This is a genomic window from Legionella busanensis, assembly GCF_900461525.1.
In the GTDB taxonomy this organism is placed as follows: Bacteria; Pseudomonadota; Gammaproteobacteria; order Legionellales; family Legionellaceae; genus Legionella_C; species Legionella_C busanensis.
In genome coordinates, this window is the sequence record NZ_UGOD01000001.1 from 104,689 (window position 1) to 117,272 (window position 12,584).

Below are 12,584 nucleotides of genomic sequence, written 5' to 3' on the forward strand. Positions count from 1 at the left end.
TTTATGGCTCATGATAAGGTGAGGATGGGGATGCTAAATAGGTTTCAGGTAAGTAAAGTGCTTACCCTTTTGGCTGGATTAATAATCAGCTCAGAGGCAATGGCCAGAAATGAGTGGCAGTTAAATATGCATAGAGGTGTTACTCCATTAAGTAACGATATGTATAATTTACATAATATTGCCATGATTGTTTGCTCTATTATTGGAATAATTGTTTTTAGCGTTATGATTTACTCCCTTATCTATCATCGGAAATCTCGGGGTTATGCGCCAGCAACATTTATACATAATAGTCGCTTAGAAATTTTTTGGTCTATCGTTCCATTCCTTATTTTAGTTGGTTTAGCAATTCCAGCGACAAGTATTCTCCTAAATCTTGAAGATACGGCAGAGGCTGACGTTACAATTAAGATCGTGGGTTATCAGTGGAAATGGCAATATCAATATTTAGACCAAGGGATTAGTTTTTTTAGTAATCTAGCTACCCCATTTAATCAAATTGAAAATAAAGATAAAAAAGGACAATGGTATTTGTTGGAAGTAGACAAGCCTTTAGTCTTGCCTGTGAATAAAAAAATCCGCTTTCTTGTTACATCTAATGACGTTATTCATTCTTGGTGGGTACCTAAATTAGGTGTTAAGCGCGATGCCATGCCTGGCTTTATGTATGAGGCGTGGGCGAGAATTGAAAAACCCGGTGTTTATCGAGGCCAATGCACTGAGTTATGTGGCCTAGGTCACGCTTATATGCCGATTGTAGTACAAGCTGTTAATGATGAAGATTTTACAAAATGGGTTAACCAGCAACCTAAAGTTGCTGATCAATATTCCAGCACGGCCACTAATACGCAAGTACAAAAAAACATGACTAACGCAGAAATTATGGCAGCAGGTAAAACTAAATATGAACAAGTTTGCGTTGCTTGTCATAAGGCAGATGGAACAGGAATGCCGCCTGTATATCCGCCCTTAAAAGGTAGTTCAGTTGCGGTAGGTAAGCCAATTTCAAGACATATAGACATTGTTTTAAATGGCGTCCCTGGCACAGCAATGCAAGCATTTAAAGATCAGTTAACTGATGAGGAAATTGCTGCCATTGTAACGTATGAGCGTAATGCATGGGAAAATAACACCGGTGATATTATTCAACCTGCTGATGTTTTAAGCGTTCGGCAAGGTAATAGTCAAGAACCTAAAATGGTAAATAAAGCTCAAGCTGGAGGTTTACGATGAGTGAAGTAATAACCCACAATGTTGATGATCATCATGATCATGGGCCTGAGCAAGGCAGAGGTATTTTAGGATTTGCAAAACGTTGGTTGTTTACTACTAACCATAAAGATATCGGCACTCTTTATTTATGGCTTGCTATGATTAGCTTTTTTGTTGCAGGCGCTATGGCACTTGTAATTCGAGCTGAATTATTTCAACCCGGACATCGATTTGTTGATCCAAATTTTTATAACCAAATGGTTACTCTCCACGGCTTAATGATGCTATTCGGGGTCGTTATGCCAGCGTTTACAGGTATGGCTAATTGGCAAATTCCCATGATGATTGGTGCGCCGGATATGGCATTACCTCGCTTAAATAACTGGAGCTTTTGGTTATTACCTTTTGCATTTGCTTTATTAGGTTCCACGGTATTTCATAGCGGTGGTGGGCCCAATTTTGGCTGGACAATGTATGCACCGTTATCTACTAAATTTGCTCCGCCCAGTACTGACTTTATGATTTTTGCCATTCATATGATGGGCATCTCCTCTATTATGGGCTCGATAAATATTATTGCGACTATTTTAAATATGCGAGCGCCAGGCATGACTTTAATGAAAATGCCCATGTTTGTTTGGACTTGGTTAATTACAGCCTTTTTACTTATTGCAATTATGCCAGTATTAGCTGGAGCTGTAACGATGATGCTAGCTGATAGACACTTCGGCACTAGCTTTTTTGAAGCAGCAGGTGGTGGCGATCCTATTCTCTTTCAACATATTTTTTGGTTTTTTGGTCATCCAGAAGTGTATGTATTGGTATTACCTGCATTTGGAGTAATATCAGAAATTATTCCTACTTTTAGCCGTAAACCTTTATTCGGTTATCATTTCATGGTTTACGCAACGGTTGCTATTGCTGGCTTATCATTTATTGTTTGGGCACACCATATGTTTACAACCGGCATTGCGTTAGGTGCAGAGTTATTTTTTATGTATGCGACGATGTTAATCTCTGTGCCTACCGGCATTAAGGTGTTTAACTGGGTAAGCACGATGTTTAAGGGTGCTATGACTTTTGAAACGCCTATGCTCTTTGCAGTTGCTTTTGTGTTTTTATTTACTATAGGTGGTTTTACCGGTTTAATGTTGGCGCTTGTTCCCGCTGACTATCAATATCAAGATACTTATTTTGTGGTTGGCCACTTTCATTATGTATTAGTGCCTGGCGTCATCTTTGCACTTCTTGGCGCGACTTATTATTGGCTACCGAAATGGACAGGCCATATGTACAATGAGCGCTTAGGTAAGTGGCATTTTTGGCTATCGGTTATTTCTGTTAATGTTGCCTTCTTTCCAATGCATTTTTTAGGATTGGCAGGTATGCCTAGACGTATTCCAGATTATGCTTTGCAGTTTACAAACTTTAATATGATTTCATCAATAGGTGCCTTTGTTTTTGGATTTGCTCAATTATTATTTCTCTATAATGTTATTAGAACAATCCGTAGAGGCCATAAAGTAACTAATCAAGTTTGGGAAGGAGCACAAGGCCTAGAGTGGACTTTATCTTCGCCACCTCCTTATCACAGTTTTACGATACCTCCAAAAATTGATTAACAAGAGGATATTTTTTGATTAACTTACTACTTAAAAAGTTAATAGAAAATAGTTATATAGAGGAATAAGTTAGTGGTAAAACGACATACGCGATTAACTATTATTCTAAGCTTTATTACGCTTGGTATGTTTGCCTTTGGTTTTGCATTAGTACCAATCTATAATCGCTTATGCCAAACCTTAGGAATTAACGGTAAAGTCAATAGTCAAGTTGAGGCATATGAAGCTACTGATAAAACGATTGATAAAAATAGAGAGATAACCGTTGAGTTTGTAGCCACAAATAATAGTAGTGTACCTTGGGCTTTTTATCCGAAAACAAAAAAGATTAAAGTACATCCAGGTGAAATTGCCAAGCTTGCCTTTTATGCTGAGAATCAAAGCAATTTTCGTATGACAGTACAAGCTATACCAAGTGTAACTCCAGGAATTGCGGCTAAATATTTAAAGAAAACAGAATGTTTTTGTTTTACTCAACAAACCTTAAATGGCCATGAAGCAATGAATATGCCTTTGTTGTTTCATTTAGATACCGATTTACCAGAAAAGGTAAAAACAATAACCTTATCCTACACTTTATTTGATGTAACCAACCGGGTGATTAACTAATAAAGTTTAAGTTAAAAGAGATAGAGATAATAGGAGAATTAATTTATGGGAGCGCATGGCACCTATTACATTCCCAAACCTAGTCACTGGCCCTTAGTAGGCTCTATAGGGCTTACAACAACCTTAGTGGGCGCAGCATCATGGTTGCATCATGATTGGTATGGGCCCTATATTTTCACCTTAGGCTTTATAATACTTATTGGTATGATGGTTGGCTGGTTTGGCCAGGTGATTTATGAAAATCAAAAAGGATTATATGACTCGCAAGTTGACCACTCATTTCGTTGGGGAATGACGTGGTTTATTTTTTCTGAAATTTGCTTTTTTGGTGCTTTTTTTGGCGCTCTATTTTATACCCGCTATTGGGTTGTACCCATGTTGGGTGGTGAAATACACCCTATGACTCACTATACATTGTGGCCAGATTTCAAAGCAACTTGGCCTTTGCTGATGAATCCAAATAATCAAATTTTTGCTGGCGCTAATGAGGCAATGGGTGCTTGGGGATTAGCAGCGATAAATACTTTAATTCTTTTAACCTCAGGCGCTACCATTACTTGGGCACATTGGGCTTTAAAATTAAATAAAAGAAAGCAACTTATCGTTGGTATGGCATTGACGATTGCGCTAGGTATTTTGTTTTTAACATTACAAGCCTATGAATACCATGAGGCTTATACAGAAATGTATTTAACCCTAGATGCTGGTATTTATGGTACGACCTTTTTTATGCTTACAGGATTCCATGGTCTACATGTTACTATTGGTACTATTATGCTAATAGTGATTCTCATACGCTGTATAAAAGGGCATTTTACGCCGGAACGTCATTTTGCGTTTGAAGCCGTGGCTTGGTATTGGCATTTTGTCGACGTGGTGTGGTTATTCTTGTTTGTGTTCGTCTATTGGTTATAAAGTGGCGGCTGTTCAGCTCTATTTGCCGAACAGCTGCATTTGTCGCAACCAAACTTTAAATCCGATCGATTGCTTAGTCAGATTTAAAATTTCGCTTTATACACTTACGGCTATAAAGTTGTTAAAGAAATCATTTTTATATCATAATACTTAAGCCTTATTTACCAAATATTATAAATAAATTAGTTTGACATAAAATTAGAGTATATCTTTGCTGTCGAACTAATTTTAACTGATAATTTGCTCAATCACTGTTTCTAATTCTTGTAAGGAATTATAGTGAATAACTAAGGAGCCTTTGCCCGCTTTACTATGTTTAACATTAATTTGGGTATTTAAATGCTCTTTTAATTTTTCTAAATGTGAATAAATTAATGAAAATTGCGGTAATGATTCACGGCTGTTAGGCTGAGGTAATTTATCAGCCTCTTCTTTGAGTCGGTTTACCAACTGTTCTGTTTCCCTTACAGAAAGATTTTTAGCAATAATGATGTTAGCAACTTGTATTTGCTTTTCTTCATCAAGAATAAGTAGAGCACGCGCGTGCCCCATGTCTAAATCGCCATTATCAAGTAACCTCATCACTTCAGGCGAAAGTGTTAACAAGCGAAGAAAATTACTAACTGCGGCTCTAGATTTAGATAAAAGATCTGCAATTTGCTGGTGAGTTAAACCAAACTCTTCAATCAATCTTGCCATTGCGCGAGCTTGATCTAAAGGGCTTAAGTTTTCGCGCTGTAAATTTTCAACTAAAGCCATGGCTATAGCAGTTTCATCATCTACTTGTTTGATAATAACTGGTACCTCAGTTAAACCAGCTAATTGACAAGCACGCCATCGTCTTTCACCAGCAATAATTTCATAGGCTCCATTAACGAGAGAGCGGGCCAGGATAGGCTGTAGTAACCCTTGTTGCTTAATAGAACTAGCTAATTCATGCAATGTTAAATCATCTATTGCTGAACGCGGCTGATATTTACCAGGCTGTAAGCAATCAAGCGCTAATTTAATTATTATTTCATTTTTGCTGGTATTAGAAATAAGGTTTGGCGCGGGTGTGCTAAGTAAAGCTGATAAATTACGCCCTAAACCTCCTCGTTTGATAGACATAAATTACCCCTTAAATTGTAACAGATTGTTTTTTAATAACTTCAATGGCAAGCACCATATACGCTTTAGCTCCAGCAGATGTTTTATCATATTGTATTGCAGGCATGCCATGACTAGGTGCTTCTGCTAAACGAACATTACGAGGGATAACGGTGCGATATATTTTATTACCAAAGTGTTGTATTAATTGTTTGGATACTTCTGAACATAGACGGTTGCGAGCGTCATGCATTGTTCGTAAGATACCTTCTAGTTGTAAGCGTGGATTTACCGAGCTTTTAACCTGTTCAATTGTTGATAATAAAGCTGCTAAACCCTCAAGCGCATAATATTCACATTGCATTGGAATAATTACTGAATCTGAAGCAACAAGTGCATTAATAGTAAGAGTATTTAAAGCAGGAGGGCAGTCAATTAATATAACGTCGTAGGAATCACGGATTGTTTGTAATGCTTTTAAGAGAAATGTTTCTCGATGATTTCTTTCCATTAAACTAACTTCAGCTACAGTTAAATCACCATTTGCTGGAATTAGATCAAAGCCACATGCCGTCGTAAGGCATGCTTGTTCCGCTAAACAATCACGTAAAATAACGTCATTACAAGTATGTACGAGGGTATTTTTGTCAACGCCAACACCCATGGTGGCATTTCCTTGCGGATCTAAATCAACAAGCAGCACTCGCTGGCGATTTGCAGCAATAGAGGCAGCTAAGTTGATAGCGGTTGTGGTTTTACCTACACCACCTTTTTGATTGGCAATTGCTATAACTTTCGCCATATTTTTATTCCTTGGTTTTATTATTCTTTATAATTACGCAGCAGCGTTCACCTTCTAAGCCTGGTATGCTATATGCTTTAACTTGATAAGGAAAGCTAATCCCTTGTAATTCATCTTCTGGATAACGACCTTTCATGGCGAGCCATATTCCAGAAGGCGCAACTAATTGTTGTGTCCAGGTTATCATTTGAGCAAGGCTACTAAAAGCTCGGCTCATAACTGTATCAAAACCTAGCGTTGGACGATAGGTTTCGACCCGAGATTGTTCCACTATAACATTATCGAGATGTAATAATCGTTTTGCCTCTTGCATAAAACGAACTTTTTTACCATTACTATCTAGAAGGACAATTTCTAAACTAGGGTTAGCAATGGCTAGAGGAATGCCTGGTAAACCTGCTCCTGCTCCTACATCAATTATTCTTTTTCCGTAAATCCACGGCAAGATGGCAAGGCTATCTAACAAATGTTTAATGACCATATCGTCTAGATTACGCACTGCAGTCAAATTATAAGTGCGATTCCATTTTGATAAAAGCAGAAGATACTGAATTAATAAATCAGGATTAATAGTTAAACCTAACTGTTTTAATCCCGATTCTAATAATCGTTCTGTATTATCCTGCAAGCTCATGCTGGCGCCTTATGCTTTTTAAGATAAATGAGCAGTAAGGATAAAGCGGCGGGCGTTACACCAGAAATTCGGCCTGCTTGTGCAATAGTTATAGGTCTTATTAGACTTAATTTTTGTACTATCTCAGCTGATAAACCTGAGACTTCAGCATAGTTAAAATCAGCAGGAATCGCTGTTGCTTCATGCTTGCGTAGACGGTCAATATCCATCTGTTGCCGCTCAATATAACCAGCATATTTACTTTGTATATCTAGCTGCTCAGCTACCTCATCAGCAAGAACAGGCAATTGAAAGCTATCGATAGATTGTAACTTTTGATAGTTTACCTCAGGCCGTTTAATTAAATCAGACATTCTGCAGTCATGCTGTAATGGTGTAGTAAGGATAGGCGCAAGCGAGGCATTATCATTAACACGTGCCCAAGTATTGTAAAGTTTGTCTTGCCCCGACTTAATTGCTTCTTGTTTAATATTAAAAGCCTGCCAACGTGCTTCGCCTACTAAACCTAATTCATAACCTTTTGCTGTTAAACGTTGATCGGCATTATCTTCACGTAATAATAAGCGATATTCAGCTCGAGAGGTAAACATACGATAGGGTTCTTGCGTACCGCAGGTAATTAAATCGTCAATTAATACACCAATATAAGCTTCATCACGACGTGGAGACCATAATGGTTTTTCTTGTACTAATAAAGCGGCATTTAAACCGGCAATAATACCTTGCGCAGCTGCCTCTTCATAACCTGTGGTACCATTAATTTGACCTGCAAAAAACAAATTTTTTATAGGCTTTGTTTGGAGAAAAGATGTTAAACCACGAGGATCAAAGTAATCATATTCAATGGCATAACCTGGACGAGTAATGTGCGCGTTTTCAAACCCTTTAATTGTACGTACAAATTGGATTTGTACCTCATAAGGTAAGCTTGTTGAAATACCATTAGGATAAATTTCAGACGTAGTTAACCCTTCTGGCTCAACAAAAATTTGATGAGAAAGTTTATCAGCAAACCGAACAATTTTATCTTCAATAGAAGGACAATAGCGTGGTCCAATGCCTTCAATAATACCAGCATACATCGGTGACTGATGTAAATTTTCAAGAATAATTTCATGGGTTTGTTCAGTTGTATGTGTAATATGACATGGAACTTGTTGCGGATGTAAAGTCACATTGCCTAAGTAGGAAAAAACAGGAGTCGGCATATCACCTGGTTGAACCACCATTTTAGAATAATCAAGGCTACGTCCATCAATACGAGGAGGGGTCCCCGTTTTTAAACGTCCTACTGGTAAATTTAAATCCCGTAGCTTTTGTGCTAGCGCATTTGCAGGAGGATCACCCGCACGTCCACCGGCATATTGTCGCATACCTACATGAATTTTCCCGCCTAAAAAAGTACCTACTGTAAGGACAATAGCGCGAGCATGAATGGTTAGCCCCATTTGAGTTACCACACCTGTTACTCTATCACCACTAATGATTAAATCATCAACTGCTTGTTGAAATAGAGTAAGATTAGGTTCTGCTTGTAAGTACTGGCGAATTGCTTGCCGATAAAGAACTCGGTCTGCTTGAGCACGCGTAGCACGAACAGCAGGGCCTTTCGAGGCATTAAGAATTCTAAATTGAATACCTGCTTGGTCAGCGGCTAAAGCCATCACGCCATCTAGGGCATCAATTTCTTTAACTAAATGTCCTTTGCCAATGCCACCAATGGCAGGATTACATGACATCTGACCTAATAAGTCGAGGTTATGCGTAAGTAAGAGAGTATCAGCACCAAGTCGTGCAGCTGCAAGTGCCGCTTCCGTACCAGCATGACCACCACCGATAACAATAATATCGTAAGTTTTTTTCAGATTCATGATTTAAATTTGGGCAACAAAAGAGGTAATTATACACATTTTAAAAGGGAAAAGTAATTGAAGAATACAAAACTTAGATGCCTTAACAGGCATCTAAGTAAAAATAATAACTACATAATATTACAGGGCCTACATTTAGATTTATTCGCATTTTCTTCATCATGTTCATGATTTTTATGTACTAGGGTATTGAATTTATCTTTTAATTGAGCAAACTTGCCATAGCGACTATTACTAACCTTGGATGGCTCAGTTGTTTTTGCTGTTTCTGGTTTAACTTCTCTAACTTCTTGCGCTATTTCAGGCTTAACTTCCTTAATTTCTTGCGGTGTAATATTACTAGTATTTACATAAGATGAAGTCATTTGATGCTGTTTAGCAGCCTCTGCCATAACATTAGCCGTTTGGAACTGAGAATAGAGTATGCTTAGAGGATCTGCATTACTCATTACCTGCGGTTTAAGTTGTTCTAAGCCTGAGTTAATAGCAGCTCTTTCGTTACTATTAGCTAGCCGTTGAGCAATTTCTGCTTCACGACCAATTAAATAAGATGCTACTAGACGTGGATGTTTGTGGAATAAAGCTGGATTGAAATCTGAACTAGTGAATGCCAGATGTGGCTCTGAGCTTTGTAATAGAGTTAATAGTCTTTTAAGCACAAAAGCTTCACCTAAAGCTGGCCCAAGTTTAGTTTCTGATAGGCCTGCGCGAACATTTTGGTTTAATTCTTGTATTTGATTATCAGGCGTTTTAAGAACTAAGTTATTGACTAGATCTGTTAATTCTTGCTCAGTTAATTGAATTTTTAAATCTCTAAATTCATTAAATAAGTCAGCATTAAACTCATTGCCTAATAAATTATTTTGTGGATGAGGATTTTGCTGATCAGCCATAGCTTGAATACGGTGACGTACTTCTAAGCCTCGGCTTAATACACGATGGAAGGATTCCTCAGTCTCTTGATGATGGCGTAGTTCTTCTGATTTTAAACTAAGTGAACGTAATTGATTATTTGGGCATGCTAAAACCATTTTAGTAGCTACGCTAATCTTATCTTGATAGCCTAACTGCTCTAGACTATCGCGATTTTCAGCCATCGTATCACTATCTTCAAATAACTCTTTGTAGGGGTTAGATAGGTTTTTTAATTCTTCTACGGTGTACTTAGGCATCTCACTCTCCTTTTGTAGATATCCTGCTGCGATAAAATGAGATATGTTGGTAGAGTTTATTTCGATTTACTTATTAGACCTCTTATATAACCTGTTTATTTTACGCGATTGCTATGTTGCAAGCTTTTCTCCGGTGCTTATTTACTCCATGTAAACTTCCGCTCCTCAAAAACCTTACGCCTTGCACTCACAAAAAATAAACAGGTTATATAAGAGGTCTATTTAAAAGCGACCTTAATAGAACTGCTTACATATCTATTAACCTATGGCTTAACTTAGCCAAACTTCTTAGTGAAGAAGGTTATTATAGTAACCAAATCACTTAGAGATGCAAGTCAAGTTTAAAAAAGCTAGATAAAAATTACTTAAGTTTTAGCCAAAACGGACGATGATAGCTATGAGTGTTGTTGCCTCAACAAGAATAAAAAGGAGAGGGCAATGTCTAAAATTAATTTGTTGCAAGATGCTTTTCTTAATGAATTACGTAAAGAAAAAGTGCCAGTATCTATTTTTTTAGTAAATGGTATTAAATTACATGGTGTGGTAGATTCCTTTGATCAATATGTAGTTATGCTTAAGAATTCAGTAACACAAATGGTGTATAAGCATGCAATTTCTACGGTGGTACCTTCAAAGTTAGTTAAACTACCGTTTAATGAAGAAAATGAGTCAGAACAACAGCCAGGTAATAGTTAATTTTCTTTTATAAAAAGATAACTATAAATAATAAACTGGCTGTATTATTTATTCATAATATGAATTTAGTGCTAAGCTGTAACTTAGCATGATAAAATTTGATTTGTTTTAATTTTAAAATAGATGAGGTATGAGTTTTGTTTGAACGTCCGCAAGGCGGTGAGCGTGCCGTTTTGGTGCAATTGGCTTTACCAGGACTAGATACTGAGCAAGCATTATCCGAATTTAAAGAGCTTGCACTATCTGCGCAGGCTGAAATTGTTGCTTGCGTACAAGGCGCACGCTATACGCCGGAGGCTAAATATTATGTTGGCCTTGGTAAAGCAGAAGAGATTCGTGAACAAGTTCTTACACATAATGCCGAACTTGTTTTAATCAATCATGATCTATCGCCTTCACAAGAGCGTAATCTTGAGCGATTGTTACAATGTCGAGTGGTAAGCCGCAGTGGACTTATTCTTGATATTTTTGCTCAGCGCGCCCACACATTTGAAGGAAAACTACAAGTTGAACTAGCACAATTACAACACTTATCAACTCGTTTAATCCGTGGTTGGACTCACCTTGAGCGTCAAAAAGGGGGTATTGGGTTGCGAGGTCCAGGCGAAACTCAGCTTGAAACAGATAGACGTTTATTACGTGAACGTATTAAGACGATTAATAAACGATTAGAAAAAGTTCGGAAAAATCGTGATCAAAATCGACGAGCACGTAAAAAGGCAGCCATGCCAACAGTGTCTTTAGTTGGTTATACCAACGCTGGTAAATCAACTTTATTTAATACACTAACTGGCGAAAATATTTATGCTGCTAATCAACTTTTTGCAACACTAGATCCTACCATGCGGAAAGTGCAACTTTCAGGCTCTGCTTCTATAATTCTCGCTGATACGGTAGGATTCATTAGAGATTTACCACATCAATTAGTTGAGGCGTTTCGAGCAACGCTTGAAGAAACAGAACAAGCAGAGTTACTCTTGCATGTTATTGATATTGCTGATCCGAATTGGCGTGATACAGTTAGTGCTGTAGAAAAAGTATTAACAGAAATTGATACAGCAGATATTCCGATTATTCAAGTTTTTAATAAAATTGATCAACAAGAGGGTTGGCAGCCTAAAGTTGATTGGCAAAAAAATAATTGCAAAGTTTGGCTCTCAGCTAAAACAGGAGCAGGTGTCAATTTATTGTTGGAAGCTATTGCAACTCAATTGCAAGGTGTTGCATTAGAGGAAGAGTTTTTTATACCTTCAAGTCAGGCTCGCTTACGTGCCCAATTGTATGAGTTGGATGCCATAGTAAATGAGACTGTCAGGGAAGATGAAGATGGGTGGTATGTAACTGCTAAATTAACGCAGACACAAAAGCGTATGTTGTTTGCAGATAAATATAATCTTAATTAAGCACTCTATAGCGCTGTCCCCTAAACGTTGGACAAAGATAAAACTTAAGGCAGCGATATGAGATTGTCTTTTATTACTAGGGCTTAACCATGCGTTTAAAAATTTTAATTACTGGATTATTTCTTCTTAGTGTTACAGCAAGTTATGCAGCAGTGCTTACCACTCTTAATGGTGAAAAAATTCCTTTTACCAGTTTAAAAGGGAAATGGGTTTTAATTAATTATTGGGCAAGTTGGTGTCAACCTTGTTTAGATGAAATTAAAGAGTTAAATCAATTTTATCAACTTAACAAAGACAAAATTTATTTGTTCGCTGTCAATTTTGATGAGTTATCTAACCATGAACAACTAGGATTAATTAAAAAATTAAATATAAATTATCCAAGCTTAGCTCATGATCCACGCGCTATGTTAAAGTTAGGTGATTTACGAGGTGTTCCAGCGACCTTTGTTTTTGACCCGGCTGGAAATTTTCGAGAAGCCTTGTATGGCGGCCAGACAATTAATTCTTTAAAGAAAGCTATTCAAGGTTAGTTTAATTAAGTAAAACAACTAATCTT

Annotated in this window: 12 protein-coding genes; 7 read left to right on the plus strand and 5 right to left on the minus strand. The window is 37.4% G+C overall.

What is annotated here, in order from left to right; all coding sequences use genetic code 11:
- Positions 1-30 precede the first annotated feature (30 nt).
- The 4 genes from coxB to DYH30_RS00495 all read left to right on the plus strand — a co-directional run bounded on the left by coxB (position 31) and on the right by DYH30_RS00495 (position 4,358).
- Complete coding sequence (gene coxB, locus DYH30_RS00480; RefSeq protein ID WP_115332455.1) at positions 31-1,233, plus strand: cytochrome c oxidase subunit II; 1,203 nt, start codon at positions 31-33, stop codon at positions 1,231-1,233.
- The gene (gene ctaD / locus DYH30_RS00485; protein ID WP_115329507.1) at positions 1,230-2,834 is read left to right on the plus strand and encodes a cytochrome c oxidase subunit I; all 1,605 of its coding nucleotides are present in this window, start codon (positions 1,230-1,232) and stop codon (positions 2,832-2,834) included. Before coxB ends, ctaD begins: the two co-directional genes overlap by 4 nt.
- A gap of 72 nt (positions 2,835-2,906) precedes the next feature.
- On the plus strand, positions 2,907-3,443 hold the full coding sequence (locus DYH30_RS00490; RefSeq protein ID WP_115329508.1) for a cytochrome c oxidase assembly protein: 537 nt from the start codon (positions 2,907-2,909) through the stop codon (positions 3,441-3,443).
- A 45-nt stretch (positions 3,444-3,488) separates the two neighbouring features.
- Positions 3,489-4,358 (plus strand): cytochrome c oxidase subunit 3, encoded by an 870-nt coding sequence (locus DYH30_RS00495; protein WP_115329509.1) that lies wholly within the window; start codon positions 3,489-3,491, stop codon positions 4,356-4,358.
- A gap of 228 nt (positions 4,359-4,586) precedes the next feature.
- Here the strand turns inward: DYH30_RS00495 and DYH30_RS00500 are convergent, their stop codons facing one another.
- The 5 genes from DYH30_RS00500 to DYH30_RS00520 all read right to left on the minus strand — a co-directional run bounded on the left by DYH30_RS00500 (position 4,587) and on the right by DYH30_RS00520 (position 9,926).
- Entirely contained in the window at positions 4,587-5,468 is an 882-nt protein-coding gene (locus DYH30_RS00500) for a ParB/RepB/Spo0J family partition protein (protein WP_115329510.1), read from the minus strand.
- A gap of 10 nt (positions 5,469-5,478) precedes the next feature.
- A complete protein-coding gene (locus DYH30_RS00505) occupies positions 5,479-6,249 on the minus strand; it encodes a ParA family protein (RefSeq protein WP_115329511.1) in 771 nt (256 codons plus the stop codon).
- Positions 6,250-6,253: 4 nt separating this feature from the next.
- On the minus strand, positions 6,254-6,877 hold the full coding sequence (gene rsmG / locus DYH30_RS00510; RefSeq protein WP_165482140.1) for a 16S rRNA (guanine(527)-N(7))-methyltransferase RsmG: 624 nt from the start codon (positions 6,875-6,877) through the stop codon (positions 6,254-6,256).
- Between the two features lie 2 nt (positions 6,878-6,879).
- The gene (mnmG, locus tag DYH30_RS00515) at positions 6,880-8,754 is read right to left on the minus strand and encodes a tRNA uridine-5-carboxymethylaminomethyl(34) synthesis enzyme MnmG (protein ID WP_115329513.1); all 1,875 of its coding nucleotides are present in this window, start codon (positions 8,752-8,754) and stop codon (positions 6,880-6,882) included.
- 110 nt (positions 8,755-8,864) lie between these two features.
- Positions 8,865-9,926, minus strand: coding sequence for a hypothetical protein (locus tag DYH30_RS00520; protein WP_115329514.1), 1,062 nt, complete (start codon positions 9,924-9,926; stop codon positions 8,865-8,867).
- A 438-nt stretch (positions 9,927-10,364) separates the two neighbouring features.
- Here DYH30_RS00520 and hfq point away from each other — a divergent pair, with 438 nt between their 5' ends.
- From hfq to DYH30_RS00535, 3 genes are all read left to right on the plus strand, one after another.
- On the plus strand, positions 10,365-10,622 hold the full coding sequence (gene hfq / locus DYH30_RS00525) for an RNA chaperone Hfq (RefSeq protein ID WP_115329515.1): 258 nt from the start codon (positions 10,365-10,367) through the stop codon (positions 10,620-10,622).
- A gap of 137 nt (positions 10,623-10,759) precedes the next feature.
- On the plus strand, positions 10,760-12,025 hold the full coding sequence (hflX, locus tag DYH30_RS00530; RefSeq protein ID WP_115329516.1) for a ribosome rescue GTPase HflX: 1,266 nt from the start codon (positions 10,760-10,762) through the stop codon (positions 12,023-12,025).
- 89 nt (positions 12,026-12,114) lie between these two features.
- Positions 12,115-12,558, plus strand: a complete 444-nt coding sequence (locus DYH30_RS00535; protein ID WP_115329517.1) for a TlpA family protein disulfide reductase — start codon at positions 12,115-12,117, stop codon at positions 12,556-12,558.
- The last annotated feature ends 26 nt before the right edge of the window (positions 12,559-12,584 follow it).